Below are 25,013 nucleotides of genomic sequence, written 5' to 3' on the forward strand. Positions count from 1 at the left end.
AGATTTACTACCTTAGGGCGAGCAAATCTGAGTGTATGGCCAAACTGTTACCTGTGTTTTTATTGGCAGTATTCCTGATCATTTTTATAGCCAGCTATTTACCTGAAAGGACCGGCCGCTCTGCCGCCGCTATTATCGATAAACAAGATTCCGTGCAGCATATGCAGGTGAAAAAATACTGGATGGTATTCCTGAAAAGGGGCGCCGTCAAACAGCAGGACGCCGTAACCGAAGCGCTGGTGCAGGAAAAGCACATGAGCCACATCCGCCGCCTGGCAGACGCAGGCAAGCTGCTGGTGGCCGGTCCTTTTGGAGATACCGGCACCTTGCGCGGCATATATATCATGGATTGTAAAGACAGTCTGGAAGTGGTATCCCTGATTGAGCCAGATACGGCTATTGTAACGGGGCGGCTAAAGTATGAGATCAAACCCTGGTGGACGGTAGAGAACTGCCTGTTTAAATAAAAAAGGGAGCGCTTCCCGGCTCCCTTTCGTTAAAATATTTTACATCGTTATCCGATGTGCCATTTTCGCGTCATCACTTAATATATTGCGCCATCTCCTGCTGGTAAGCCAGCGCCGCGGCCCTGGCATCTTCAGCAAATTGCTCGCCGTTACCGGCGTATATCACAGCGCGGCTGGCGTTCACCAGCAGCCCTATATCGTTATTCATCCCTTTTTCGGAAATCTCTTTCAGGCTGCCGCCTTGTGCGCCCACGCCCGGTACCAGGAAAAAGTGGTCTGGTACCAGCTTCCGGATGTCCGCTACTGCAGCGGCCTGCGTGGCGCCTACTACAAACATCATGTTGTCTGCGCTGCCCCAGGCGGCGGTGGTGGTCATTACTGTCTCGTATAACCGGGCATTGCCGGTGGTGAGCTGCTGAAAGTCAGCACTGCCGGCATTGGAGGTGAGACCCAGTACAATAGCCCATTTGCCGGGGAAAGCAAGGAAAGGCTCCACGCTGTCACGCCCCATGTACGGCGCTACCGTTACGGAATCAAAGCCGTAGGTCTCGAAAAACGTTTTGGCGTAGTAGGTAGAGGTGTTGCCAATGTCTCCGCGCTTGGCGTCGGCAATGGTAAAAATATTTTCCGGGATGTATTCCACCGTGCGTTGCAGGCTTTCCCAGCCGCGGATGCCCTGGCATTCGTAAAATGCCGTGTTGATCTTGTAGGCCACACAAAGGTCTTTGGTAGCGTCAATAATGGCCTTGTTGAAGGCAAAGATGGGGTCTGCGTGGGATAACAGGTGTTTGGGAATCTTTTGAATGTCCGTATCCAGTCCAATACAAAGGTAAGATTTCCGCTCCCTGATAAGTTGCACCAAGTCCTGTCTGTTCATAGTATAAATTGCAATTAGCCGCGAATTTCATGCATTTTTACCAAAACCCGATTTTGATTTTCCAATTTTAGTTCTTAATTTTTCCTCATCCACAGTTATCGAAAAAGCAACAATTCCATGAAACGGCTCTTATTTCTTACCCTTTTTCTCTTTTCCTCCGCACTTTTTTTGCAATCGAATGCACTACAGGCGCAGCTGCCCCGTATAGGCGTAGCCACTTCCATGGAAAATGACAGCCTGCTGAAAGCAGCGGGATTTGATTACATAGAGGAAGGGGCGCGCAAGCTGTTTGGCCCCGCCGTGCCAGACACTACGTGGGAGCGCACACTGGCGCGCATGGAAAAAATGCAGCTCAGGGTGCCCAGCTGCAACCTGTTCTTACCCGGTACGGTGCGCCTGATAGGCCCAACGGCCAACGAGCAGGTAATACTGGGGTATGTGGATACGCTGATGCAGCGCGCCCGCCAGGCAGGGGTACGCATTATTGTGTTTGGCAGCGCCGGGGCCCGGCAGCTGGAAGACGGCCAGGACCCTGAAGAAGCAAAGCGCCAGCTGATAGCTATTTCCCGCAAAATGGCCGTGGTAGCGGCCAAGTATGACCGTATCATTGCCATCGAGAACCTGAACAGAACGGAAGATAATTTCGTTAATACCCTGGCCATGGTTACAGACATTGTGAAGGCGGTGAACCATCCCAATTTCAGGATCACGGCAGACATTTATCATATGAAGAAGGAGAATGAAGCGCCGGCAGCCATTGCGGCGGCCGCGCCCTACCTGGTGCACTGCCATATTGCGGAAAAAGAAGACCGCCGGGCGCCGGGCACGCAGCCGGACGACTTTGTGCCGTACCTGGCCGAGTTGAAAAAAGCGGGCTACAAAGGGAATATCACTATTGAGTGCCGCTGGAAAGACATGAAAGAGGAATGCCGCTCTGCGCTGGCCTACCTGCGCGGCCAGCTGCAGCAGGCTTACCGGTAAACAATCAACATCACGTATAAAAACAGTTAAGAAAATGACAGAAACCAATAAGAGCCGCCGCGAATTTTTGAAGCTCTCCATGATGGGAGGGGCAGGTGTGGCCCTGAGCGCCATGGGCATGCCCGCCAGCAGTTACGCCCGCATATTGGGCGCCAACGACCGTGTAAATGTAGGCGTGGTGGGTTTTTCAGACCGTTTCCTCCAGGCTTTGATGCCCAGCTTCCTGAAAAATTATAAGGAACTGAACTTTGACATAGTGGCCGTTTCAGACATCTGGAACCGCCGCCGCGAAGAAGGCAAGAGCATACTTTCAGAAAAAATGGGCCATTCCGTACAGGCCTGTGTGAACAATGATGAGCTGTACCGTATAAAAGACCTCGATGCTGTGATGATTGCCACGGCAGACTTTCAGCACGCTTTCCATACCATTGAGGCGGTACGGAACAAAAAAGACGTGTATTGCGAAAAACCCTTTGCCGAAACCATGGAAGACGCGCGCAATGCGCTGAAGGCCGTGAAAGAAAGCAAAAAAGTGTTCCAGGTGGGTACGCAGCGCCGCAGCGGCCCGTCTTACCATGCCGCCGCCAAATTCATACAAGACGGCAAGTTTGGCCCCATCACCATGGTGGAAATGACCTGGAACGTAAACCAGCCGGGCCGCTGGCGCAGGCCGGAGCTGACGAAGATCATTAAAGAATCTGATGTGGACTGGAACCGTTTTCTCTGCAGCCGCCCCAAAGACAGCTGGGATCCGCGCAAATACCTGGAGTACCGCCTCTTCTGGCCTTATTCTTCCGGCATTTTCGGGCAGTGGATGACGCACCAGATAGACACCGTACACTGGTTCAGCGGCCTGAAACACCCGCGCAGCGCGGTGGCCAACGGTGGTATCTACCAGTGGAAAGACGGGCGTACCAATGCAGACACACTCACCGCGGTGTTTGACTACGGCCCGCAAAATGACCCCGCTAACGGCTTTCAGGTAGTGTACAGCTCCCGCTTCCACAACTCCGCGGGCGGCACCAAAGAACTGTATTACTCTAATGGCGGCATGATAGACATGAGCACCAATAAAATAAGCCCCACCGGCGGCTTGCGCGAAAAAGAAGCGAAAGAGATGGGTATGAAGGCCAACCTGCTGCCCAGCATGGACCTTTCTGCCACTGCCGCAGCCGTAGAAACCAGCGCCAACACCGGCGGTGACGATACCACCCTGGCCCACGTGCGCAACTGGATGGAGTGCGTGCGCAAGCAGGATGTGAATACCAACGCGCCCATTGAAGCGGCCTATTCCCATTCCATTGCGCTCATTATGGGTACAGCAGCGTACCGTACTGGTATGAAAGCTACTTTTGACGAAGCGAAGCAAGATGTGATGGTGGGAGGGAAAGTGTTTACGCTGTAACGAACATATTCAGATAAAAAAAAGCGGCATGAGTGTTTTTCATGCCGCTTTTTTTATGGATGGATTTAGGTGTTCCGTTCCCTCCGCTTCTCCATTTCCTCCGCAATACGCCGGGAGTGGTCATCTCCCGCCGCCCTGAGATGGTCTGTTACGCTGAAATAATCCTGGTCATTGCGGTTCTGGCTCAGCTTGAAACGGGTATCTACCCGGTCTATGCTCAGCTCAAAGCCGGTAATGGCCTTCAGGTTATTGCGCAGTTCTTTCTCCCCGATGTCAGTCATTTTAACGGGCTGTGCTGAAGCCGCCTCATAGCGGTCCATCAGGCGGGTGAGAGATTGCAGCAGTTCCCCCTCTTCCAGTATGCGGAGCTGGCCGTATACGTGCACGGCAATATAGTTCCAGGTGGGGATCTTCTCTTTGGCGTACCAGGAGGAAGAAATATAGCTGTGCGGGTCCATAAACACGGCCATAAAGGTTTGGCCGGAGGTGAAAGTATGTGATTGCGGGTTGGCATTGGCAATGTGACCGCGCAGTACAAAGTCTCCCTGGCCCGGAGTTTTCTCCTCCAGCTCAATAGGCAGGTGCGTCCCTTCCGGCAGTCCGTTCTGCACGCTTACCAGCAGGGCAAAGCTGTTTTGGCGAATGAAATCTGCAACGGTGTTCCAGTCTTTTTCCTGGTTATATTTTGGGGAGTACATAATGTTGGCGTATAAATGCCCGGCGCCGCATGCAGGCGCCGGGCCATGAATGATCTATACTGTGATTTCCACTACCTGGGTGGGCTCTATGTTGGCGTTGCGCATGGCTATGCTGCGGGCGGCAGTGCCGGCAAAATCCGCAAAAGCCTGCTGGGTAACGGCATCGCCGCCGGCAACGGCCGGTACGCCTTCGTCTCCGCCTTCGCGAATGCTTTGTACCAGCGGTATCTGGCCCAGGAAGGGGATTTCCAGCTCTTCGGCCAGGCGTTTGCCGCCTTCCTTGCCAAAAATGTAATATTTGTTGTTGGGCAGTTCCGCGGGCGTGAAATAGGCCATGTTTTCTACAAGACCAATAATAGGCACGCGTATTTGCGGGCTGCTGAACATGCTGATGCCTTTTTTGGCGTCTGCCAGGGCCACGTCCTGCGGTGTGGTCACAATGATAGCGCCGGTTACAGGCACGGTTTGCACCAGGGTCAGATGAATGTCTCCGGTGCCGGGGGGCATGTCTATGATGAGGTAATCCAGGTCATCCCAGTACACGTCTGTCACAAACTGCTTCAGCGCGCTGCTGGCCATGGGCCCGCGCCATACAATAGCCTGTTTTTCGTCTACCAGCAAGCCGATAGACATGAATTTGATGCCGAACTTTTCCATAGGAGCTATCATGCCCTTGCCTTCAATATTCACCATCATGGGCCTTTCCCCGCGTACGCCGAACATAATGGGAACGGAAGGGCCGTAAATGTCCGCATCCATCAGTCCCACTTTGGCGCCGTCTTTGGCCAGCGCCAGCGCCAGGTTGGCAGCCACGGTAGATTTTCCTACACCTCCTTTGCCGGAGGCTACCATAATGATATTTTTAACGTTGGGCAGCAACGCTTTCCCGTCTTTGCGGTTAGAGCTTACGTTGGCTGTCATTTTTACATCCACCTCCGCATCTTTGCTCACCAGGTGAACTATAGCGTTCACACAGGCGTTTTTGATCATTTCTTTCAACGGACAGGCGGGCGTGGTCAGCACCACCGTAAATTTAACTTTATTGCCATCGATCTCAATGTCCTTCACCATGTTGAGCGTCACCAGATCCTTGCCCAGATCGGGTTCCTCCACATTTGACAGGGCCTCAAGTACCTTCTCTTTTGTGATCATAAATTGTTGTTAAAATTGTTTCCGATCAGCAAAGTTAACCTAAAATGAGGTTTAATTTGTCGGTTTTATATTCGGGTTTCCGGGTGGAACTCTATATCTTAGTAGCTGCATGCACAAAAGACTGATCATACTTTTTTCCCTGCTGTTTCTGCCGTTTTTGTTAAAAGCGCAGCTCAAGGCGTTCAAAGACAGCATTATACAACTTTCCGGTATTACCATGACGGCAGACAGCCTGCGGGCCATTCCGGCCGTGAGCATACTGGTGAAAGGGCAAAACCGCGGTACTATTTCCAACAGCCAGGGCGTATTTTCCATTGTAGCTTTTAAGGGAGATACCCTTACCTTCAGCGCCATCGGTTTCAGGAAAAAAGATTACAAGATCCCCACAGACCTTATCGGCAACAGTTTTTCCATGATACAGCTGATGACGGAAGACACCGTGTACCTGGCAGAGACCATCATCAAGCCATATCCCTCCCGGAGGGAATTTGAGAAACTGTTTGTGAGCATGGACATCCCGAACGATATGTATGAAATAGCCCGCAAAAACAACGAGTCCGCCAAACTCAGGGCACTGGCCAAGTCTATGCCTATAGACGCGGGCGGCGCATACAACGTGTTCATGCAGAAACAGCAGCAGTCTCTCTACTACGCCGGGCAAACGCCACCGCAAAACATCTTCAACCCCCTGGCCTGGGCGCAGTTCATAGAATCCTGGAAGCGGGGAGACTTCAAGCGGAAAGATTAGCGGCGCGCCTTGTGAATGGTTTTTCCTTAAATTGCCGCTTTATTCAACCATTCACCAAAATAATTCCTTATGCAGAAAATAGCTGTGATTGGCGCCGGTACCATGGGCAACGGTATTGCACACGTATTTGCCCAGCATGGTTTTTCCGTTCACCTGGTTGATGTTGCGCAACCCGCGCTTGACAAGGCGCTGGCTACCATCGGGAAAAACCTTGACAGGCAGATTGCCAAAGAAGTGATTACCGCGGAAAAGAAACAGCAAACCCTTTCCAACCTGCAAACCTTTACCAGCCTCTCTTCCGGCGTGCAAGACGTGCAGCTGGTAGTGGAAGCTGCTACGGAGAACACAGATCTCAAACTGAAAATATTCCGTGAGCTGGATGAGCATACCGGCCCCGCCACCGTGCTGGCCACCAACACCTCCTCCATCTCCATCACCAAAATAGCGGCTGTTACCAGCAAACCCGGCAAGGTAATAGGCATGCACTTTATGAACCCCGTGCCGGTCATGAAACTGGTTGAGATCATTAACGGGTATGCCACGGAAAAGGCCGTTACGCAGCAGATCACAGATCTTTCCGTGCAATTGGGCAAGGTGCCCTGCGTGGTGAACGACTATCCTGGTTTTATTGCCAACCGCATCCTGATGCCCATGATCAATGAGGCTATTTATTCGTTGTACGAAGGCGTGGCGGGTGTTACGGAAATAGATACGGTGATGAAGCTGGGCATGGCGCACCCCATGGGCCCACTGCAGTTGGCTGATTTCATTGGGCTGGACGTATGCCTTTCCATTCTGAACGTGCTATATACCGGCTTCGGCAACCAGAAGTATGCCCCCTGCCCGCTATTGGTAAACATGGTAACGGCCGGGCACCTAGGCGTGAAAAGCGGCGCCGGGTTTTACACCTACACTACCGGCAGCAAGGAACTGACCGTGAGCGAGCGTTTTTCCTGATCAACCTGCGTATTTGGCCCGGTACTCTTTGGGGGAAAGGCCTACTATTTTGCGGAATACCTGCCGGAACGCTTTGGCGTCTTCATACCCGGCATGCATCATTACACCGGTAATATTTTCCTGCTTCTGCTCCAGCAGCTTTTTGGCCGCTTCAATACGTATGCGCTGCAGGTATTCAATGGGCGTAATGCCGGTAGCTATTTTGAAGCGGCGGATGAAGTTGCGGCGGCTCACCGGCAGGTCACGTATCACTTCTTCTACCGTTACCCGGTCGCGGAAGCGATTTTCCATACGCATTTGCGCTTCAGACACCAGCTCATCCTGGTGCCGGTGGGAGGGAGACCATACCGCAAAATAAGATTGCTGCTCGCGGTCCATGTCAATAGCAAACAGTTTGGCTACATAAATGGCCACCTTGCGGCCGCAGTATTTTTCAAGGATATGCAGCAGCAGGTGAAAGGTAGAGGTGGCGCCGCCGCTGGTGTAAACGCCGCCATCGTCTGTTACTATGGCCTTGGGCTGCACTTTGATTTCCGGGAATTTGCGCGCCAGCTCTCCGGCGGCGGTTACGTGGGTTGTAGCGCTTTTATTCTGCAGCAGACCGCTGGCCGCCAGCATGAATACGCCCGTACAAAAGCTGGCCACTTCTGCGCCGCCCTTAAATTGCTGCTGCAGCCAGGGCAGAAATTGCGCATTTTCCTGTAAATGGGTCACCATGTCTCCGGGCTGAAAGGCGGGCACCAGCACCAGGTCTGCCTGCGGGGCTTTGTGCAGGGGTACGGGCTGGTACATATCATACAGCAGCCGGGAATCCGGCTCTGCCTCCGGGCTCACGAGCGTAAGATCGAAGAAAGCCTCTCCGGTATTGTCATTGTAAAAGGCGTTGACGGTCTGGAATACGTCAAGAATAGCCGCAATACTGATGTGGCGGTACTTCCGGCTTAATAAAACAGATACTTTTTTCATAATCTTTGGGGAATAGCTGACCCTAAGGTAAGGTATTTTATTGGCACAAATGCCCCCTTTTATTGACTTTATTGCCATCTGTCCGGGTGTTCCGTTCCCCTTAATTTTGTATAAAAGGCTGACTTTCGCCGTTCGATTAATTGACAACAAAAAAAGGTATCTGCTGGGCGCGGATACCTTTTATTGTATGGGGCAATAGGAAATACTGCCTTCCTCATGGCCGGCATGTGGCCAGTTGTCTGTCAGGTGTTGTTGCCGGAATTCTCAAATTCGTACCCGCAATAGGCACAGTGGGTGAGGCCCGCCTGTTTGGCGCTGTGCGCCCCGCAGGCCGGACAGTCTTTTCCTTTCATGTGTTGCAATTTTTCCTCCTCTGCAGGTGGGTTTAACTTCAGGTTGTCAATGATGTTCAGCGGCTTGTTTGTTTCTTCGTTCATAGCTCTGATGTTTCCTTGTTCTATGTGGTCCCGTCGCTGAGCTAAATATAATAAAATAATTTAAATTAAAAAGTATTTATACACCACCGGGAATGGGATTCAGGAGGTTTTTTTCAGGCTGCGGGCGGTAGATGCCGGCGGCAATCTCTTCCACGAAAGATTTCGGGAAAAATTTCGGCAACAGTGCGTTGAGCCGGTTGGTAAAACCGGGTATAATTTCGGCTTTACCGGCAAAGAGGCCTTCCACAGCGGTTTTTCCTACGCTTTCCGCCGTCATGTTGAAACGTCGTGCAATTTTGAGCGTACTCGCGCCCATGCCTGCACGATTTACAAACGCTGTATCTGTGCTGCCGGGTATGAGGCAGCTGACGGAAACAGGAGATTGTTTCAGCTCATGGCGGAGGCCGCGGGTGAAAGAGAGCACAAAAGCCTTGGTAGCGGCGTATACGTTGAGGTAGGGTACAGACTGGAAGGCTGTAGTGCTGCCCACGTTCAGCAGGTAGGAGCGTGGAAAGCCCCTCAGCACGGGAATGAATGCGTGAGAAACGGCTACCTGCGTGCGGATGTTCAGGTCTATGATATTGAGCTGCGCTTCCAGCGGCAGTTCTTCAAAGCGGCCGTTGAGGCCGTACCCGGCATTGTTCACCACCACGTTCAGCAGGTGGTGGTAGCCGCCCGTCCACAGCTTCAACTGGTCTGCCGCGCCGGGCTGCGAAAGGTCTATCTGCAGGTACTGAACGTCTACCCGGTACTGCGCCGTCAGGTCTGCCGCAGTGCGTTGCAGCGCAGGGCCGTCTATATCTGCCAGTAACAGGCGGTATTTCTTTTCCGCCAGAGAGGCTGCAATGGCCCTGCCAATTCCTTTGGCCGCGCCGGTAATGAGAGCATATGACATGTTGTTGTTTTAACAGGTGATGGAGGATCAGGCGCGTACATTCAGCTCCGGCACCGGCGCTGTGTTTGCCGCCGGCGCAGGGCGCAGCCTGATCTGTGCCAGCCGGTGGTAAAAAGGAGTGGGGCTGCCGGCGTGTTTGGGCTGGTACGCCCCGGTAATCACCGGGATGTACATCACCCTGCGCCGGCTTTTTTCTCCTGTGAACGGCGACTGCTGTACACGGTGCCATAACCGCCCGTCGTGGATCGTGAGGTCGCCCGCCTCAATGTCGAAGCCCACTTCCTTTTTATCTGGTTGATGATCAATAAAATATTTTTTCCTGAACAGCAGGCGGAATAAGCCTTGCCGGTGCGTACCGGGCAACACCCGCAGACCGCCATGTGCATGCGGGCAATCGTCAAGATGAAGGCCCACGTTCAGCATGGGCATAATACGGCTGCCCAGGAACAGGTCTCGCGGACTGTCTGTATGCCAGCCCAGTTGTTTGAACTGGCTGTTTTCCGTGTTGAGATAGTGGTTCACCACCAGCCCGTCTTTCTCGTTCTCGCTGATGCGCCCGTTGTAAGGCTGCAGCAGCACTTTCAGTGCATCCAGCCGTTTGTCTTTGAGGAAATTACTGAGCACGCTGCTATATTGCGAAGCAAATGCAATGCGCTGGATGAAAGGCCGGCCTTCATCATCCTGACCGAACTTCAGGGGAATGCCATTCACTTTCCGGATGTCATAACGCAGCAGCTGCTCCTGCACCTGCTCTGTTTCCCGGATGAAACGTGCTACTGTGGCCTTGTCTACAAAATTTCTGAACTGGATGATGCCGTGTTTACGGAAGTGTTGCAGTTGGGACGGGGTAATGGCGCCCTCAAAATGGAACACAGGTTGGTTTGCTTTTTTCATAATAAAAAAAGTTTGGCTGGTTTTTGAAATACGATGAACGGGCCTGCCGCGGTGCAGGAAAAAATGAATGGTTGGTGCAAATGTTTTGAAAAGCAGTGGTTAGCGGCAACAACAACATGCACCGGGGCGCATGACGGTTATTGCCTGCAGGTAGCTTGCGGAGGGCGATGTGTGGTGTGCTGTCATGGTTGGAATTTTATTAGTCTACCAATCTTGTAGACAAATGTAAAAGGGAAAAACAACACCACAAAATTTTTTTTTTACCCGCGGGCATTTTTGCTGAAAAGTTTTACCTAACGGCGCAATGGTGTTACATTTGAAAATACAATGCATGCACTATGAACTACCAGGTATTAGGCCGTTCCGATTTGAAGATCAGCGAAGTGTCTTTCGGCTGCATGTCACTTGGCATGAACGATGCGGAGAACGAGAAGCTGCTTCACCACGCCATTGCGCGCGGCATTAATTATTTTGATACGGCAGACCTTTATGATAAGGGTTTCAATGAAAGCTCCGTAGGCAAAGCGTTGCGGGGCAAGCGTAAAGATGTGATAATAGCCACCAAGGCAGGTAACCAGTGGCGGGCAGACGGCAGCGGCTGGGACTGGAACCCGCGTAAAGACTATATCCTCTCCTGTGTGGAAGGCAGCTTGAAAAGGCTCGGCACAGATTATATTGATCTCTACCAGTTACATGGCGGCACTATAGATGATCCGATTGATGAGACCATTTCGGCTTTTGAGGAGCTGAAAGCACAAGGGAAGATCCGCTATTACGGCATCTCCTCCATACGCCCCAATGTGATACGGGAATACGCCCGGCGCTCCAATATTGTCAGTGTGATGATGCAGTACAGTTTGCTGGACAGGCGGCCGGAAGTAAGCTGCCTGCCACTGCTGCAGCACCATGGTATCAGCGTGCTGGCGCGGGGCAGCGTAGCAAAAGGCTTGTTGATCAACAAGCCCGCGGAGCCTTACCTGTCTTACAGCGAAGCGGAGGTGCAGCAAGCCAAAGACGCGGTGGAGGCCCTTTCAGGTCCGCAGCGTTCTCTGGCGCAAACGGCGCTGAAATATGTGCTGATGCACCCCGTGGTAGCCTCTGCCGTAGTGGGCATCCGCACCATGGAGCAACTGGAAGAGGCCACCGCCAATGCGCCGCGGCTGAACGAAGCGGAGTATGAGCAGCTCACCGCGTCTATCCCCATCAAGGATTATGACCAGCATAAATAACCACCTTTTACTTCAGCAGACCTTGTGTGGTAAGCTCATGTACAATGGCTTTGGTGTAGCTCCTTGAAAAATCGTCCACGCCGGCTGGATTGAACGTGGCAGACTGTACGGAAAAGAGCAGCGCTTCAGTCTCAGCATCATACAGGTTGGTTTCCATGTAGTACGTTTTGTCTGTAGTATAATAACCAGGGTTATACATCATGGGAGACCAGTAATTGTAATATCCCCAGAAACTGCCGTACCAGCCAAAGCGCGGATAAGGCGCATAGGGGCCGGAACCCGGCACATAACGGCTTTCACTTTCTTTTTTTACCAGCGTAACGGTGTAAATGGCATCGCAGCCCAGTTCCCGTAACTTTTGCAGCATGGCTTCCCGGCTGGGCGCTTTTTCACGCGTGAAATTAGGCGGGAAAATATCCCCGCTTTTAATGGCTTTTAGCCCTTTGGCTTCGGCCGCGGCGGCTACATTGTTCTCAATGGACGCCTTTGCGTTCACGCTGTTCACCAGCGCAGCCACAAAAACAGTGTGGTAAGTTTTATTAACAGGCTCATTGGTTTTCCAGAAATTGGTAACCTGTGTGGGAGTGCTGCAGGCACACAGTAACATGAGCAACAGCAGCCTTGTGATGTTTTTCATGAGCGGTAGGTTTTACTTACAACATCCGTACTGCCAGGATTGTTGCTGAATGTCCATTTCCGGACAACTGCTGTTCCGAAAGCGGACAAGCTCAATACTTGGAAAGATGGGATGTCTTGATTATCAATAAGTTCATACATGGTATCCCGTTTGTTGCATCCGGTTAACCACACTCAAAAACCGTACTATGTTCCGCAACTACCTCAAAACTGCCTGGCGCAACCTGTGGAAGAACAAGACCTATTCCACTATCAACATCCTGGGGTTGGCCATCGGTATGGCTGCCTGCATCGTGATCCTGCTGTTCGTGATCTATGAAAAGGGCTTTGACGGCATGCACAGCAAAAACATTTACCGGCTTTGTGAGGTACAGAAGTTTGAAGGCATGGTGGCGCCGCAAAATGTGGCCCTCAGTATGTACCCGATGGGCAACACACTGAAGGAAGAGTTCCCTGAGGTAAAAGACTTTGTGAGGGTAAGCGGCAACGGGAATGTTGACCTGAACTACAATAACAAACGCATCTTTGCGGAAAGCCTTTTTATTGTAGATTCTACCTTCCTGAAGATATTTGATTTTAAAGTAACGGCCGGCCAGCGGGAAAGTGCGCTGATGAAGCCGAACAGCATTGTGCTCACGGAGAAAACAGCCAGGAACCTGTTCGGGAATGAAGACCCGGTTGGCAAAACCGTGATGCGTTATATTGGTGACACTACGGCGCTGATGGTAACAGGTGTGGTGAGCGTACCGGAAAACTCGCACTTGCAGTTTGATGCGCTGGTTTCTTTCAGCACCATCTACAATCCCCGCATGTCTCAGAACTGGGGCGGCAACTGGCTCACCACATACCTGGTGCTGGAGAAAAACACGAACGTGGCAGCCCTGGAGCGCAAATTCCCCGCTTATCTGAAAAGGCATATGCAGGAAGGAGACCGGTGGAAAAACTATGAGCTGTTCCTCCAACCATTATCTGCCGTACACGCCGGCTCTACCAACATTACGCATGACTACCTGAATGCAAAGAAGTTTGACCAGCGGTACACCTATATCTTTTCTATTATCGCCGTTATCATACTGGTCATTGCCTGTATCAATTTCATGAACCTCTCTACGGCGCGGTCTTCAGAGCGGGCCAGGGAAGTAGGCGTACGCAAGGCCATTGGGGCACGGCGCGGCCAGTTAAGCTGGCAGTTTATGGGAGAATCCATCCTGCTGTCTTTACTGGCGCTGGTAGCGGCCCTGCTCGTAGTTTGGCTGGTACTGCCCTGGGTGTCTGATTTCAGCAACCGGAATATTGAATTACCGCTTTTCAGCAATCCTTTTGCACTGCCGGGTATTATTGCGGCAACCGTGCTGGTAGGTATGCTGGCGGGTTTATACCCTGCCGGCTACCTGGCTTCCTTTGAACCGGTAAAGGTATTGAAAGGCTCTCCACAAACCGGCCGCAACCGCGGTACACTGCGTAACATACTGGTGGTGGGGCAGTTCACCGCCGCCGTATTCCTCATTATAGCCACCATTTTTGCGCTCAAACAATTGCGTTTTATGCAAACGAGAGACCGTGGCTTTAACGGGGAACAGGTGATGCTGATCGGCCTTGACCGTGAAACGAATCGCAAGTACGACGTGATCAAACAGGAGCTGCTGGGCAGCAGCCTCGTGAGCGGCGTTACGGCATCACAACAGCGGCTGGGCGGCAATATTCACCAGGCCGGGGTAGTATACCACAGCGGCAACGGGCCCCGGCGGGAGCTGACTTCTTCAGGCGTAGTGGTAGATAAAGATTATCTGCGTGTCTACAAAATACCCATTATTGCCGGCAGGGATTTCTCAACAGACGTGGGCAACAACGGGAGAGAGTACGTGATCAATGAAACGCTGGCCCGCGAGCTGCTGAAGGAAGACAAGAAAGGCGCTACCATGGAGTCACTCATCGGCAAAATGTTCGGTTATATGGGCATTGACTCCAGCGGCCGGATAGTGGGCGTGGCAAAGGATTTCAATTTCAACTCGCTGCATCACAAGATTGAGACCCTCATGATGTTCAACCAGAAAGATTTCGGCTACAGCGAAATATGCGTGCGTATTGACGGCGGCCGCGCCAAAGAAGCGGTAAGTTTTGTGGAAAGCGTGTGGAACCGGCAGGCGCCCGGCCACCCCTTCAAATACAGTTTTCTTGACCAGCAGTTTGAACAGATCTATAAGGCAGATCAGCAGGTAAGCACCGTAGTAGGCGTACTGGCCGGCCTGGCCATTATCATTTCCTGCCTTGGCCTGTTTGGCCTGGCTTCCTTTGCGGCGGAGCGCCGCGTCAAGGAAATCGGCATCCGCAAGGTGATGGGCGCCAGCGTGCAGAACATTGTAACCATGCTGAGCCGGGATTTTGTGAAGCTGGTCATCATTGCCAACCTGATTGCCTGGCCCGCGGCCTGGCTGGGGGTGAACACCTGGCTGAAAGATTTTGCCTACCGTATTGACGTGAGCGCCTGGGTATTCATTATAGCAGGCGTCATAGCAGTGGCTATTGCCCTGTTCACCGTCAGTTTCCAGGCCATCAAGGCGGGCAGGATGAACCCGGTGCAGAGCCTTAAGTCAGACTGAAAATGTGGGCATGATTTTGTATCATTGTTTTCATGTTGATCGAACTCTGCCTGCTCTTTTTTGCCATTGCTTTAGTGTATTCATCCGCCGGCTTCGGCGGCGGCTCCAGCTACCTTGCACTGATGGCGCTGTGGGGCGTGGGGTTCCTGCTCATGAAATCTACGGCGTTGTTCTGCAATATTGCCGTGGTTACCGGCGGGGTCTATCACTTTGCCCGTAATGGCCACCTGCCCATGAAGAAAGCGCTGCAACTCAGTATTATCAGTGTGCCGGCGGCATTCCTGGGCAGTTATTTCCCACTTCGTCAACAAACGTTTTTTCTCCTGCTGGGCATTGCGCTCACCACTGCCGCCTTGCTGATGGGTTACCGCATGTTCTTCGAAAAACAAACCCACATCAAAACCAAGGGTGGATTTGCCTATAGCCTGGTAGGCGGCGGCATTGGCCTGCTGTCTGGCATGACGGGCATAGGCGGCGGTATTTACCTGGCGCCGGTGCTGCGCCTGGGCAGGTATGATACGCCCAAGAACATTGCGGGCCTGAGCAGTTTTTTTATTCTCGTCAATTCCATAGCTGGCCTGGCCGGACAGGCGGCAAAAGGAGCCATGATCTTCCAGTGGAACTTTACCTTGCCTTTGCTGGCTGCAGTGATAGTGGGCGGACAGGTAGGGTCGCGGGTGAGTGCTGCCTGGTTGAAGCCCCGGTGGGTAGAGGGCTTTACGGCATTGCTGATTTTATATGCAGGAGTGAGGTTGCTGATCACGAAGGTGTAAGGCCATCATCCTCCTATCACAGACATGCTTTCATGTTGGGAACGCTGGCTGGCGGCGGCCGCTTCAAACCCGTCTTTCTTTTTATGCCATACCGCAGTTTGTAACGCTTCCAGCAATGCTGCATCAGAAGCGCCGCTACGCAGGCTGTCACGGATATTCATCACATCATCACCGTACAGGCAGGTTTTAACCCCTCCGGTAGGCGTAATGCGCAGGCGGTTGCAGGTGCCGCAGAACGTTCTGCTGTAGGCGGGTATAACGCCTACAGTGCCAAGGTGGCCGGGAATGATGTAATTGAGGGAAGTGCTCCCTGCTTCGTCCTGTATTTTTTTCAGCGTATACTGTTCCCCCAGCGTATCCAGTATTTTCCGGTAATGCCAGTTGATGCCGGAAAAGCCCTTGCCCTGGCCATTGAAGGGCATCTCTTCTATAAACCTTACGGAGAGCCGGTTTTCCCTGGTGAGAGCGGCAAAGGCATGCAGCTCATCCGTATTCATACCGTCCATCACCACCATGTTCACCTTTACGTCCATCTGGTGGGCCAGCAGGTTTTCCAGCGTGGCCATCACCTGGGTGAAGCGGTTGCGCCGCGTGATGCGGAGAAACCGGTCTGCCTGCAGGGTGTCAAGGCTGAGGTTTATTTTCCGGATGCCCAGCTCTTTGAGCGCCGGTATGAAGGGTGTTGTGAGCACACCGTTGGTGGTAATGGAGATGTCAGTAAGCGGCGCCAGTTTTCCCAGCAGGTGCAGGAGGTTTTTACGGAGAAAAGGTTCGCCGCCGGTGATGCGCAGTTTGGTAACGCCGGCCGATGCAAGTACCCGCATGGTGCGTTCAATTTCTTCGTAAGAAAGCAGCGCGTCCCGTTCCAGGAACTGCATGTGCTCCGGCATGCAATAGGTGCAGCGCAGGTTGCACCGGTCCGTTACGGAGAGGCGTACGTATTGAATGCTGCGGTGGTGTGCGTCTTTTAGCATGTATGGCTGCTCAGCGGGTTCTCAAATGCCAGGCTTTCATCTTCGCCCCGCTCTGTGAGACATTTAAAATCTTTTTCTACCAGTATTTTCAGCTCCGAACCGTCAGGGTTGGAGATAACGGCGTCAAAGCCGGTGAGGTTGCTGCCCGTCCAGGCCTGTATCTGCGCTGCGGGCACCGCCAGATGCACTGCCGGGCCTTCCAGCTGAATGGATGGCTGCTGAATGCCTTCTTTGGAGCGCACGCAGAAGTGAAGGGAATGAGCACCTATGCGGGTATGCTCTTCCACTTTCCCTTTCGCTTCCAGTACGGCTATGTCTGCCTTGTCCAGCCGGTACCTGATGCTATTGCCCCTGATCCTTATTTTCATGTGATTTTATTTAAATGAGCCACACTAAAGTTAAGAAATTATGTAGCTTTATTGCATGAGAGTTTTGTTGTTCGGCATCATGAAGGAAATTGCGGCAGCGAACACGCTGGATATTGCGGAGCCGCTGCCGGATGTGGGGCAGCTGCGGGCCTGGCTGCTGCAGCAGTACCCAGCCATGAAAAACCTGCGGGCCGTAATGGTGGCCGTGAACAGGACCTATGCGCCGGATGGGCAGCCCCTGGCCCCCGGAGACGAAATTGCCATTATTCCCCCTCTCAGCGGCGGTTAATTTTTACATATGGAACACTGGACGAGGATAGACCACAGCATTACGGTGCAGGAGGCGGTTGATTTTGTACAATCTCCCGCCAGCGGCGGTATTGTTACGTTTACCGGCACCGTTCGTAACCAGACGCAGCAGCGGCCTGTGCTGAAGCTTTTCTTTGAATGTTACGAGCCCATGGCCCTGCTGGAAATGGACAAAATTGTGCAGGCGGCCAAAGAAAAATGGCCGGTGCAGCGCATGGCCATCCTGCACGTGAAAGGGGAGAAGCTGCCCGGCGAGGTGGTAGTTGTTATTGCAGTAGCGGCGGCCCACAGGGCGGCGGCGTTTGAGGCCTGCCAGTTTGCTATAGACACCCTCAAGGAAACGGTACCTATCTGGAAAAAGGAGTTTTTTGAAGACGGTGAGGTGTGGGTGGCGGCACATCCGTGATCAGCGCAATTGCTTCAGCGCTGCATGCATTTCTTCCGGCGTATTTGCATTAAACTGTTCATCCGCAAAAGGATTGTGGAGAATGGCCGTATCGGCATAGTTCAGCGTTTTACGGGGACAGGTTTTCCCTTCCCCGAAATCTTTCTCCAGTTGCGCAAGCCCCGCCGGCTCCCAGATGGCTATCAGCGGCTCCGGCATATTGTTAAACGGGCTGAGGAAAGCCGTGGCGGCCTTTTGCGGCTGGCGGTGCTGCAAGAGGTAATCTACACTGCGGGGACTGATAAGCGGGAGGTCACAGGCCAGCACCAGCCACGACGCGCCTGGTGCAAAGGCGTGAGCGCTCAACAGCCCGGCTGAGGGGCCGGCGCCTTCTACACTGTCTGTGATCACCTTGTCCCAGCCGGGGTACAGCTGTTCTGCGCGGCAGGAGAGGTATACCTCCGGCAGAAAGCCCTGCAGCAGTTCCGACAGGTATTGCCACTGTGGCTTGCCATGATAGGTGATGGCGCTTTTGTCCTGCTGCATGCGCGTGCTGCGGCCGCCGCACAATACCAGGCCTTTCAGGTTATTGGTGGATGTCATGTTTGCCTCCGGTTTTGCTGATCAGTTTCGTTTCGCGTATCACCATTTCCTGGGAGAGCGCCTTGCACATATCGTAAATAGTAAGCGCGGCTACGCTGGCGCCGGTGAGCGCTTCCATTTCCACGCCGGTTTTACCGGTGGTTTTCACCGTGCAGCGTATCACGGCCTCACTATCCTGTACCGTAATCTGCACATCACATTTGTCAAGCAGCAATGTATGGCAGAGCGGAATCAGCTCCGGCGTTTTTTTGGCGGCCATAATGCCCGCTATCACCGCAGTCTGGAACACGGCGCCCTTTTTGGTCACCAGCTCCTGCCCGTTGAGTTGTTGCAGTACGGGCGGAGGCAACAGCACCCGGCTTTCCGCCACAGCGGTGCGCACGGTGGGGTTTTTATCACCTACATCCACCATCTGCGGTTTTCCTGCTTCGTTCAGGTGCGTGAAGCTTGATGCATTGGCCATAATTGAATAAATTTATCCAGGCAAAAATAGTTAAAATGATGATGCGTGTTTCAGAAGCTTTTGCTGCTGTAATGGCAGCGGTACGTGACTTCGGCACGGAAACCGTTGCTTTTGATGCGGCCTGCGGCCGGGTGCTCCGGGAAAACGTTGCGGCAGACCGCCCTTTCCCGCCATTTGACCGGGTGATGATGGACGGCATTGCCATTCATTTTGACAGTTATGAGCGCGGCCAGCGCATTTTCGGGCTGGAAGACGTGGCCGCCGCCGGCATGCCGCAATTGCAGCTGGCCAATTTTGCGGACTGCATGGAAGTGATGACGGGCGCTGTATTGCCTGAAAATACAGACACCGTTATCCCTTATGAGCACCTTGAAATTACTGAACATGAAGGCTTTCGCCGCTTCACCATTCTGAAGGATGCCATCAAGGGCCAGCACATCCACCGCCGGGCCTCAGATGTGGCCGAAGGACATGTGCTGCTGCAGCCCGGCGCCCTTGTTGGCCCGGCGGAAGCGGGTGTGCTGGCCACGGTGGGCAAAACGGAGGTAACAGTGAGCCGCCTGCCCCATATTGTACTGGTAGCCACCGGCAACGAGCTGGTGCCGGTAGCGCAAACACCGGGACCTCATCAGCTACGCATGTCAAACATTTACAGCCTGCGTGCCGCCTTGCAGCAGGCCGGCCTCCCGGCTGAATATGTTCACCTGATGGATGATGTAGCGCACCTGCAGGAGGCGTTGGGAACTATCGTAAAAAAAGCCGATGTGCTCATTTGCACCGGCGCCGTATCTGCCGGCCGTTTTGACCATTTGCCGGAAGTGCTGCGCAGCCTGGGCGCTCAGCAGGTGTTCCACAAAGTGCAGCAGCGGCCGGGCAAACCTTTTCTTTTCTGTACTTTCCCGAACGGCCCCGTGGTGTTTGGCCTGCCGGGCAACCCGGTGTCTGGCTTCATGTGTTTTTACCGTTATGTGCTGCCCTGGCTGAGAGCCTGCCTGCAGTACCCTGAGGTTGTACAGGAGTACGCCGTGCTGGAGGAAGAAGTGCTGTTTGACAAACCGCTGGAGTATTATTTGCCGGTTCAACTGTCTGCCCGCAACAGCGGCCAGCTAACCGCAAAGCCTGTTCCCTATCACGGCTCCGGAGATTTGGCCAGCCTGCTGCATGCGGATGCTTTTATGGCCTTGCCGGCCGAGCAGCAGGTGTTCCCGCAGGGACATAGCTTTCCCGTGTGGCGCTTCAGGTAGCCGGGTGCCGCAGCGATGCGGCCGCAATGCTTATAAATTCTTCTTTCCCGGCCCCGCAGATGTAACAATCATACGTGTCCGGCAACGCTTCAAAGGGTGTGCCTTCCTCAACTTGCCGCAAGGGGTCTCCGGCGGCCTCGTCATATACCGTAAAACAATGCGGGCACTGGTGTACCGGTTTTTCCGCCGCCGCAGCGGGCGGCAGTTGCTGCTGCGCGTACTGTTGCAATACAGGCTGCTCGCTGCCTTTTTCGTAATAGTGTTTGCAGAGCGAAACAATGTAAGGGCCCAGGTGCTCTTTCAGCACATTGCTCCTGTACACCGTCAGCTCCGTGGCATTGGGATTAAAATCCGCCTTGTACAATATCTCGAACCGCTGCATGTATTTCAGCCTTGTATTGTATTTATCTTCCTGCTTGCGCACCAGTATGGAACCGAAGTGGCCGCCCGCCGCATGCAGGCGTATGCTGAAACAAAGCCCGTAGGTACGCACATCTGCCGTGTCGAAGTGGCGGATGATGTGCCTTTTCAGGATGAGGCTGTCTTCACAATTATCTGCCACCTGCCAGTTCAGCTCGTTGGCGGCATGCCTTACGTTGATGTTGTATTTGCCCAGCACATAGTCCCACAGCTTGCGGTGCGCGGGCTCAATGTTTTTGATGATCACAGATTTCCAGGGGGTGGCATACAGCTGGCCAATGCCTGTTTCCAGGCATATTGCACAGAGATCTTCCAGGAAATGAAGCGGGAAAAATTCGTTGCGCCGGTAAATGCCCAGCCAGTAATTATTGCCTTGCCGGTTGAAACCTTCGTAGTAAGGCAGGTGAAAGGCCGGCAGCTCCAGCGCTTTGTCAAGCGGGCGGGAGATGCTTTCCGGCGGCCGCTGGGCAATGCTTTCCGGTGTTTCGGCGGCCAGCCGTGTTTCCAGCTCGCGGCTGAGGGAGGCTATGCTATTGGTATACACCAGCGCAGGCCAGCAGAAGGTGTGTTCTTCTCCGGGCCGGCGGATGTAGAGATACCAGTAATTGAGGTAGGGGGAAGATATCCAGTTGAGATGGCCGGTGAAAAACGGGCTGAACGTCTGCTGACTGTCGCAGATGTTGATCTTGAGCGAAGGCTGGTAATTGAAAAGGTCGAAAATATCCTTATAGATGCCTTCGGTTACCCAGCCGTCTCCGTTGAAAATACCGGCGCCGGGGTAGGAGCTGGTGATGTTGGGATGCTGATGGGAAGCGGCATGCCAGGTGATGTTGGCGGCCTCGCAAGCAGCGGTGAATGATTGGATCTGCGCTTGCGCCACTTCCAGGAACAGTTCCTGCCGCAGCCCGAAGCGCAGCTCTTTTACTTTTGCTTCGCCTGCTATGCGCAGCAGTTGCTGCAGGTAACCAGGGGAAATAATGCCGCCCCTGAAGTTAATGCGGATGAGTTGTGATTGCCGGGCCATGAGTACGCATTTGTGTTTTGATTTTCGGTTTGCAGGCGCTCAGAAGGTTTTGCACTTCCGGGCGGCAGCTGCCGCAGCCAAGGCCGGCGCCGGAAGCGCGGCAAAGCCCTTCCAGTGTGGTATGCCCTTCCCTGATCTTTTCCTGTATGTTGCCTTCTCCTACATTACCGCAGGAGCATACCAGCTTGCCCAGTACGGCCGCTCCCTTTCCGCCGGAGCGCAGCAGCTGCAGCCGCTTTTCAGACAGCTCCGTTTTCTGGCGGATGAGGTCGCTGAATTCCATGAACTCGGATTTGTCTCCGATGAGGATGGCGCCCACCAGCCTGTCCTGATGAATGATACATTTTTTATAGTACCGGTGCGTTTTGTCAATGAATATCACTTCTTCATACGCCGGGTCTGGCGGGGTTTCCACCATGCCCATGGAACAAAGCTCCATGCCCTGCATTTTGAGGATGTTCATCAGCAGGGAGCCTTCGTAATAACCGGAAATATCGCCGCCCAGGTGCCGGGCCACCACGCCTGCCTGCTGCTCTGCGGCGGCGGTGATGCCGTACAGCATGTTGTTGCAGGAGGCAATTTCGCCGATGGCGTAAATGGAAGGGTCGCTGGTTTGCAGGTATTCGTTCACCACTACGCCGCGGTTGCACTCCAGTTGCGCGGCCCGCGCCAGCTCAATGTTAGGCACCGTGCCGATAGACATTACAACGGCCTGGCAGGCAATACTGCGGCCGCTTTTCAGGCGTATGCCTTCTACCTTCCGGGCGCCGGCAAACTGCTCTATTTCATCGTTAAAAAAAATATCGATGCCCCTGTCTTTCAATTCCTCATGCAGCAGCTGCGCGCCCAGCGCGTCCAGCTGCCTGTCCATCAGGCGGGAGGTGCGCTGTATCACCGCTACTTCCATATCCATTTCGCGGAGGGAGGCGGCCAGTTCAATGCCCAACAGTCCTCCGCCGGCTATCACTATTTTTCCGCCGCCGGGGTGGATGTGCCGGAGAAAGGCGTCGGCATCCATCCTGCTGCGCATGGTGAAAATGCCCTGCAGGGGCGGCGTGTCCCGCAGCGTGGCAGCGCGGCTGCCGGTGGCCAGTATCAGTACGTCGTAGTGATGGGTGTTACCTTTGCTGTCCGTCAACCGGCGCTGGGTACGGTCTATTTTTTCAATGCTGAGGCCGCGGTGGAGGGTGATGTTGAAATCTGTTTCTTCTGCGGCAGACATCTTTACCAGGTGCGCCCATTGTTTGGCGCCGCTGATGTAGTCTGGCAGCATCACGCGGTTGTAGAACGGCAGGTCTTCCTTGCTGAATACGGTAATTTCGTCCCGCTGGTTGAGGGCGCGGTATGCCTTTACAAAGCCGTAAGCACCTGCGCCCGCACCTATGATCGCTATTTTTTGTACCGGTTTTTCGTAACGTGCAACTTCTACGGCAGTATATTTCAGGTCTGGTTGTTTGGATATTGCGTCTACAAGATTATTGGTGAGGTTGTTGGCCCTGTTCAGATCATTGTTGAGTATTTTGCCCCAGTGCATGGGCAGAAATACCACGCCGGGTTTGATGGTATTGCTCAGCCGCGCTTTTACACGTACCATGCCGTTGCCGCTCTCTACTTCCACCATATCATTCTCCTGTATGTTGCGGGGCCGCGCGTCTGCCGGGTGTATTTCCAGGAAGGCGCTGTCTATATGCTGTTTGAGCTTGCTTACCTTGCCGGTTTTGCTCATGGTGTGCCACTGGTCACGGATGCGGCCGGTGGTGAGAATGAGGGGGAAGCGTTGGTCAGGCGGTGTGGACTGGTTTTCGTCTCCAAAGCTGTGGATCACGGCTTTGCGGTGAGGCGTGTAGAAATGATGATCTGTAAACAGGCGCGGCGTACCGTGGCCATCTGCCCCTTGCGGGTAGGGCCATTGCACGCTGCGCTGCCGGCGGAGCACGTCGTAGTCAAGGCCGGTAATGTCTATATTGGTACCGGCAGTTAACCGGCTGTGCTCCGCATATATTTCGGATACATGTTTGTAATCAAATCCATGATACCCCATCTTTTGTGCAAAGCGGCAAATGATCTCCGCGTCTGGCAGCGCTTCTCCAGGAGCGTCGGTGATTTTGGCAAGATAGCTGATGCGGCGCTCCGCGTTGGTCATCGTGCCTTCCTTTTCCGCCCACGCGGCGGCAGGCAGCACTACGTCTGCAAAGCGGAGTGTTTCCGGCTTGCCGGATATTTCCTGCACTACCACAAAGGCCGCCTTTTGCAGCGCTGCTTCCATAAAGCGTGCATCCGGCAGGCTCACCAACGGGTTGGAGCACATGATCCAGATGGCTTTAAGCTGGCCGCTGTGCAGCGCTTCAAACATTTGTGTGGCGGTGAGGCCGGGTTTGGGAGAGAGTGTTGTACCGCCCCAGAACTCCTGTACTTCCTTGCGGTGCTGCGGATTATCCAGCACGCGGTGGGCTGGCAGCAGGTTAGCTAGCCCGCCAACTTCGCGGCCGCCCATCGCATTGGGTTGGCCGGTAAGGGAAAAAGGCCCGCTGCCGGGTTTGCCGATGTGGCCGGTGATGAGGTGGAGGTTGATGAGGCTGAGATTTTTGTGCACGCCCACCACGCTCTGGTTCAGGCCCATCGTCCACATGGTCATAAACCCGTTCGCATCCGCAATGTAACCTGCCGTGCGGTGCAGGTCTTCTTCTGATATGCCGCAGATGGCCGCCGCTTCTTCAACGCTCCGCTGCATCACAGCCTCACGGTAGGCGTTAAAACCTTCGGTATGTTGCGAAATGAAAGCGGTGTCTGTGTTGCCTTTCTCTATCAGGATGCGGCCAATGGCGTGGTGGAGCACAATGTCCATACCCGGATTGAGCTGGAGGTGTACGTCTGCTATGGCGCAGCTCTGGGTGATGCGCGGGTCGCTCACAATGATCTTCAGGCGGGGATTGGCCGTGCGCGCGGCTTCTATTCTCCGCCATAAAATAGGGTGGCACCAGGCAGGGTTGGCGCCGGCCACCCAGATGCAGTCTGCCTGCTCAATGTCTTCATAGCTGCCGGGCACCGCATCTTCTCCCAAAGCCATTTTGTAGGCCGCCACGGCGCTGCTCATGCAGAGGCGCGAGTTGGTGTCTATATTGTTGCTGCCAATAAAGCCTTTTATCAGTTTGTTGACCACGTAATATTCTTCTGTGAGGCACTGGCCGGAGGCGTAGAAGGCCACAGCATCCGGCCCGTGGCGGCGGATGATCTGCGTGAACACCGCCGCCGTTCTTTCCAGCGCCTGCTCCCAGGAAACGCGTTGCCGCGGCATAGCGCGGTTGTAGCGCATCTCCGGGTGCAGCAGCCTGTCAGACGTGTCCATCACGGTGTAGTGCAGGTTCATGCCCTTGGAGCATAACATGCCTTTGTTCACCGGGTGGTCTTTGTCCCCTTCTACCGTCAGTTTTCCCAACCTGTCTTTCCGCACTATAATGCCGCAGCCTACACCGCAGTAGCAACAGGTTGTTTTGAATGAATCCGGCAT

25 protein-coding genes are annotated in these 25,013 nt (G+C 53.8%); 11 read left to right on the plus strand and 14 right to left on the minus strand.

The features are described 5' to 3' along the window. Positions 1-35 precede the first annotated feature (35 nt). Entirely contained in the window at positions 36-467 is a 432-nt protein-coding gene (locus tag ABDW36_RS11210) for a YciI family protein (protein WP_343701986.1), read from the plus strand. 73 nt (positions 468-540) lie between these two features. On the opposite strand, the gene pyrF is transcribed toward ABDW36_RS11210, so the two are convergent. After that, on the minus strand, positions 541-1,344 hold the full coding sequence (pyrF, locus tag ABDW36_RS11215; protein WP_343701987.1) for an orotidine-5'-phosphate decarboxylase: 804 nt from the start codon (positions 1,342-1,344) through the stop codon (positions 541-543). Positions 1,345-1,461: 117 nt separating this feature from the next. Here pyrF and ABDW36_RS11220 point away from each other — a divergent pair, with 117 nt between their 5' ends. Both ABDW36_RS11220 and ABDW36_RS11225 read left to right on the plus strand, forming a co-directional pair. Next, on the plus strand, positions 1,462-2,325 hold the full coding sequence (locus ABDW36_RS11220) for a sugar phosphate isomerase/epimerase family protein (protein ID WP_343701988.1): 864 nt from the start codon (positions 1,462-1,464) through the stop codon (positions 2,323-2,325). 34 nt (positions 2,326-2,359) lie between these two features. Continuing rightward, complete coding sequence (locus ABDW36_RS11225; RefSeq protein ID WP_343701989.1) at positions 2,360-3,730, plus strand: Gfo/Idh/MocA family oxidoreductase; 1,371 nt, start codon at positions 2,360-2,362, stop codon at positions 3,728-3,730. Between the two features lie 65 nt (positions 3,731-3,795). Here ABDW36_RS11225 and ABDW36_RS11230 read toward each other — a convergent pair whose 3' ends face one another. Together ABDW36_RS11230 and ABDW36_RS11235 are read right to left on the minus strand one after the other, a co-directional pair. Beyond that, positions 3,796-4,428 carry an FMN-binding negative transcriptional regulator gene (locus ABDW36_RS11230; RefSeq protein WP_343701990.1) on the minus strand — a complete coding sequence of 211 codons (633 nt, stop codon included), beginning with the start codon at positions 4,426-4,428 and terminating at the stop codon, positions 3,796-3,798. 54 nt (positions 4,429-4,482) lie between these two features. Continuing rightward, positions 4,483-5,580, minus strand: a complete 1,098-nt coding sequence (locus tag ABDW36_RS11235; RefSeq protein ID WP_343701991.1) for an Mrp/NBP35 family ATP-binding protein — start codon at positions 5,578-5,580, stop codon at positions 4,483-4,485. Positions 5,581-5,689: 109 nt separating this feature from the next. On the opposite strand from ABDW36_RS11235, the gene ABDW36_RS11240 reads away from it, so the two are divergent. Both ABDW36_RS11240 and ABDW36_RS11245 read left to right on the plus strand, forming a co-directional pair. Next, the gene (locus ABDW36_RS11240) at positions 5,690-6,328 is read left to right on the plus strand and encodes a carboxypeptidase-like regulatory domain-containing protein (RefSeq protein WP_343701992.1); all 639 of its coding nucleotides are present in this window, start codon (positions 5,690-5,692) and stop codon (positions 6,326-6,328) included. 69 nt (positions 6,329-6,397) lie between these two features. Then, on the plus strand, positions 6,398-7,285 hold the full coding sequence (locus ABDW36_RS11245; protein ID WP_343701993.1) for a 3-hydroxybutyryl-CoA dehydrogenase: 888 nt from the start codon (positions 6,398-6,400) through the stop codon (positions 7,283-7,285). Here the strand turns inward: ABDW36_RS11245 and ABDW36_RS11250 are convergent, their stop codons facing one another. The 4 genes from ABDW36_RS11250 to ABDW36_RS11265 all read right to left on the minus strand — a co-directional run bounded on the left by ABDW36_RS11250 (position 7,286) and on the right by ABDW36_RS11265 (position 10,477). After that, positions 7,286-8,251 carry a helix-turn-helix domain-containing protein gene (locus ABDW36_RS11250; RefSeq protein ID WP_343701994.1) on the minus strand — a complete coding sequence of 322 codons (966 nt, stop codon included), beginning with the start codon at positions 8,249-8,251 and terminating at the stop codon, positions 7,286-7,288. A 242-nt stretch (positions 8,252-8,493) separates the two neighbouring features. Further along, complete coding sequence (locus ABDW36_RS11255; protein WP_343701995.1) at positions 8,494-8,688, minus strand: hypothetical protein; 195 nt, start codon at positions 8,686-8,688, stop codon at positions 8,494-8,496. Between the two features lie 76 nt (positions 8,689-8,764). Further along, positions 8,765-9,583, minus strand: coding sequence for an SDR family NAD(P)-dependent oxidoreductase (locus ABDW36_RS11260; RefSeq protein WP_343701996.1), 819 nt, complete (start codon positions 9,581-9,583; stop codon positions 8,765-8,767). Between the two features lie 27 nt (positions 9,584-9,610). After that, entirely contained in the window at positions 9,611-10,477 is an 867-nt protein-coding gene (locus tag ABDW36_RS11265) for a phytanoyl-CoA dioxygenase family protein (protein WP_343701997.1), read from the minus strand. 338 nt (positions 10,478-10,815) lie between these two features. Here ABDW36_RS11265 and ABDW36_RS11270 point away from each other — a divergent pair, with 338 nt between their 5' ends. Continuing rightward, positions 10,816-11,706 (plus strand): aldo/keto reductase, encoded by an 891-nt coding sequence (locus ABDW36_RS11270; RefSeq protein WP_343701998.1) that lies wholly within the window; start codon positions 10,816-10,818, stop codon positions 11,704-11,706. 7 nt (positions 11,707-11,713) lie between these two features. On the opposite strand, the gene ABDW36_RS11275 is transcribed toward ABDW36_RS11270, so the two are convergent. After that, positions 11,714-12,343 carry a hypothetical protein gene (locus ABDW36_RS11275; protein ID WP_343701999.1) on the minus strand — a complete coding sequence of 210 codons (630 nt, stop codon included), beginning with the start codon at positions 12,341-12,343 and terminating at the stop codon, positions 11,714-11,716. Between the two features lie 187 nt (positions 12,344-12,530). Between ABDW36_RS11275 and ABDW36_RS11280 the strand changes: the two genes are divergently transcribed. Both ABDW36_RS11280 and ABDW36_RS11285 read left to right on the plus strand, forming a co-directional pair. After that, positions 12,531-14,942 (plus strand): ABC transporter permease, encoded by a 2,412-nt coding sequence (locus tag ABDW36_RS11280; RefSeq protein WP_343702000.1) that lies wholly within the window; start codon positions 12,531-12,533, stop codon positions 14,940-14,942. Between the two features lie 32 nt (positions 14,943-14,974). Further along, positions 14,975-15,715, plus strand: a complete 741-nt coding sequence (locus ABDW36_RS11285) for a sulfite exporter TauE/SafE family protein (RefSeq protein WP_343702001.1) — start codon at positions 14,975-14,977, stop codon at positions 15,713-15,715. A 5-nt stretch (positions 15,716-15,720) separates the two neighbouring features. On the opposite strand, the gene moaA is transcribed toward ABDW36_RS11285, so the two are convergent. Together moaA and ABDW36_RS11295 are read right to left on the minus strand one after the other, a co-directional pair. Beyond that, the gene (gene moaA, locus ABDW36_RS11290) at positions 15,721-16,689 is read right to left on the minus strand and encodes a GTP 3',8-cyclase MoaA (RefSeq protein WP_343702002.1); all 969 of its coding nucleotides are present in this window, start codon (positions 16,687-16,689) and stop codon (positions 15,721-15,723) included. Beyond that, positions 16,683-17,057, minus strand: coding sequence for a hypothetical protein (locus tag ABDW36_RS11295; RefSeq protein ID WP_343702003.1), 375 nt, complete (start codon positions 17,055-17,057; stop codon positions 16,683-16,685). Before ABDW36_RS11295 ends, moaA begins: the two co-directional genes overlap by 7 nt. 55 nt (positions 17,058-17,112) lie before the next feature. Here ABDW36_RS11295 and moaD point away from each other — a divergent pair, with 55 nt between their 5' ends. Together moaD and ABDW36_RS11305 are read left to right on the plus strand one after the other, a co-directional pair. Continuing rightward, positions 17,113-17,346 (plus strand): molybdopterin converting factor subunit 1, encoded by a 234-nt coding sequence (gene moaD / locus ABDW36_RS11300; protein WP_343702004.1) that lies wholly within the window; start codon positions 17,113-17,115, stop codon positions 17,344-17,346. Between the two features lie 9 nt (positions 17,347-17,355). After that, positions 17,356-17,772, plus strand: coding sequence for a molybdenum cofactor biosynthesis protein MoaE (locus tag ABDW36_RS11305; RefSeq protein WP_343702005.1), 417 nt, complete (start codon positions 17,356-17,358; stop codon positions 17,770-17,772). On the opposite strand, the gene ABDW36_RS11310 is transcribed toward ABDW36_RS11305, so the two are convergent. Both ABDW36_RS11310 and moaC read right to left on the minus strand, forming a co-directional pair. Beyond that, complete coding sequence (locus ABDW36_RS11310) at positions 17,773-18,354, minus strand: NTP transferase domain-containing protein (RefSeq protein WP_343702006.1); 582 nt, start codon at positions 18,352-18,354, stop codon at positions 17,773-17,775. Continuing rightward, a complete protein-coding gene (gene moaC / locus ABDW36_RS11315; RefSeq protein ID WP_343702007.1) occupies positions 18,338-18,817 on the minus strand; it encodes a cyclic pyranopterin monophosphate synthase MoaC in 480 nt (159 codons plus the stop codon). Before moaC ends, ABDW36_RS11310 begins: the two co-directional genes overlap by 17 nt. A 35-nt stretch (positions 18,818-18,852) precedes the next feature. On the opposite strand from moaC, the gene ABDW36_RS11320 reads away from it, so the two are divergent. Further along, the gene (locus tag ABDW36_RS11320) at positions 18,853-20,061 is read left to right on the plus strand and encodes a molybdopterin molybdotransferase MoeA (protein ID WP_343702008.1); all 1,209 of its coding nucleotides are present in this window, start codon (positions 18,853-18,855) and stop codon (positions 20,059-20,061) included. Here the strand turns inward: ABDW36_RS11320 and ABDW36_RS11325 are convergent. After that, a complete protein-coding gene (locus ABDW36_RS11325; RefSeq protein ID WP_343702009.1) occupies positions 20,054-21,505 on the minus strand; it encodes a rubredoxin in 1,452 nt (483 codons plus the stop codon). The two genes, ABDW36_RS11320 and ABDW36_RS11325, sit on opposite strands and share 8 nt — an antisense overlap. After that, a complete protein-coding gene (locus tag ABDW36_RS11330) occupies positions 21,474-25,013 on the minus strand; it encodes a molybdopterin-dependent oxidoreductase (RefSeq protein WP_343702010.1) in 3,540 nt (1,179 codons plus the stop codon). Before ABDW36_RS11330 ends, ABDW36_RS11325 begins: the two co-directional genes overlap by 32 nt.

Origin of the sequence: Chitinophaga sp. (genome assembly GCF_039596455.1) — a bacterium.
In the GTDB taxonomy this organism is placed as follows: domain Bacteria; phylum Bacteroidota; class Bacteroidia; order Chitinophagales; family Chitinophagaceae; genus Chitinophaga.

Excerpts from the sequence above, each read along its gene's own strand:
- ABDW36_RS11210 (WP_343701986.1), top strand. The coding sequence starts at position 36 with ATGGCCAAACTGTTACCTGTGTTTTTATTGGCAGTATTCCTGATCATT.
- pyrF (WP_343701987.1), bottom strand. The coding sequence starts at position 1,344 with ATGAACAGACAGGACTTGGTGCAACTTATCAGGGAGCGGAAATCTTAC.
- ABDW36_RS11220 (WP_343701988.1), top strand. The coding sequence starts at position 1,462 with ATGAAACGGCTCTTATTTCTTACCCTTTTTCTCTTTTCCTCCGCACTT.
- ABDW36_RS11225 (WP_343701989.1), top strand. The coding sequence starts at position 2,360 with ATGACAGAAACCAATAAGAGCCGCCGCGAATTTTTGAAGCTCTCCATG.
- ABDW36_RS11230 (WP_343701990.1), bottom strand. The coding sequence starts at position 4,428 with ATGTACTCCCCAAAATATAACCAGGAAAAAGACTGGAACACCGTTGCA.
- ABDW36_RS11235 (WP_343701991.1), bottom strand. The coding sequence starts at position 5,580 with ATGATCACAAAAGAGAAGGTACTTGAGGCCCTGTCAAATGTGGAGGAA.
- ABDW36_RS11240 (WP_343701992.1), top strand. The coding sequence starts at position 5,690 with ATGCACAAAAGACTGATCATACTTTTTTCCCTGCTGTTTCTGCCGTTT.
- ABDW36_RS11245 (WP_343701993.1), top strand. The coding sequence starts at position 6,398 with ATGCAGAAAATAGCTGTGATTGGCGCCGGTACCATGGGCAACGGTATT.
- ABDW36_RS11250 (WP_343701994.1), bottom strand. The coding sequence starts at position 8,251 with ATGAAAAAAGTATCTGTTTTATTAAGCCGGAAGTACCGCCACATCAGT.
- ABDW36_RS11255 (WP_343701995.1), bottom strand. The coding sequence starts at position 8,688 with ATGAACGAAGAAACAAACAAGCCGCTGAACATCATTGACAACCTGAAG.
- ABDW36_RS11260 (WP_343701996.1), bottom strand. The coding sequence starts at position 9,583 with ATGTCATATGCTCTCATTACCGGCGCGGCCAAAGGAATTGGCAGGGCC.
- ABDW36_RS11265 (WP_343701997.1), bottom strand. The coding sequence starts at position 10,477 with ATGAAAAAAGCAAACCAACCTGTGTTCCATTTTGAGGGCGCCATTACC.
- ABDW36_RS11270 (WP_343701998.1), top strand. The coding sequence starts at position 10,816 with ATGAACTACCAGGTATTAGGCCGTTCCGATTTGAAGATCAGCGAAGTG.
- ABDW36_RS11275 (WP_343701999.1), bottom strand. The coding sequence starts at position 12,343 with ATGAAAAACATCACAAGGCTGCTGTTGCTCATGTTACTGTGTGCCTGC.
- ABDW36_RS11280 (WP_343702000.1), top strand. The coding sequence starts at position 12,531 with ATGTTCCGCAACTACCTCAAAACTGCCTGGCGCAACCTGTGGAAGAAC.
- ABDW36_RS11285 (WP_343702001.1), top strand. The coding sequence starts at position 14,975 with ATGTTGATCGAACTCTGCCTGCTCTTTTTTGCCATTGCTTTAGTGTAT.
- moaA (WP_343702002.1), bottom strand. The coding sequence starts at position 16,689 with ATGCTAAAAGACGCACACCACCGCAGCATTCAATACGTACGCCTCTCC.
- ABDW36_RS11295 (WP_343702003.1), bottom strand. The coding sequence starts at position 17,057 with ATGAAAATAAGGATCAGGGGCAATAGCATCAGGTACCGGCTGGACAAG.
- moaD (WP_343702004.1), top strand. The coding sequence starts at position 17,113 with ATGAGAGTTTTGTTGTTCGGCATCATGAAGGAAATTGCGGCAGCGAAC.
- ABDW36_RS11305 (WP_343702005.1), top strand. The coding sequence starts at position 17,356 with ATGGAACACTGGACGAGGATAGACCACAGCATTACGGTGCAGGAGGCG.
- ABDW36_RS11310 (WP_343702006.1), bottom strand. The coding sequence starts at position 18,354 with ATGACATCCACCAATAACCTGAAAGGCCTGGTATTGTGCGGCGGCCGC.
- moaC (WP_343702007.1), bottom strand. The coding sequence starts at position 18,817 with ATGGCCAATGCATCAAGCTTCACGCACCTGAACGAAGCAGGAAAACCG.
- ABDW36_RS11320 (WP_343702008.1), top strand. The coding sequence starts at position 18,853 with ATGATGATGCGTGTTTCAGAAGCTTTTGCTGCTGTAATGGCAGCGGTA.
- ABDW36_RS11325 (WP_343702009.1), bottom strand. The coding sequence starts at position 21,505 with ATGGCCCGGCAATCACAACTCATCCGCATTAACTTCAGGGGCGGCATT.
- ABDW36_RS11330 (WP_343702010.1), bottom strand. The coding sequence starts at position 25,013 with ATGCCGGATTCATTCAAAACAACCTGTTGCTACTGCGGTGTAGGCTGC.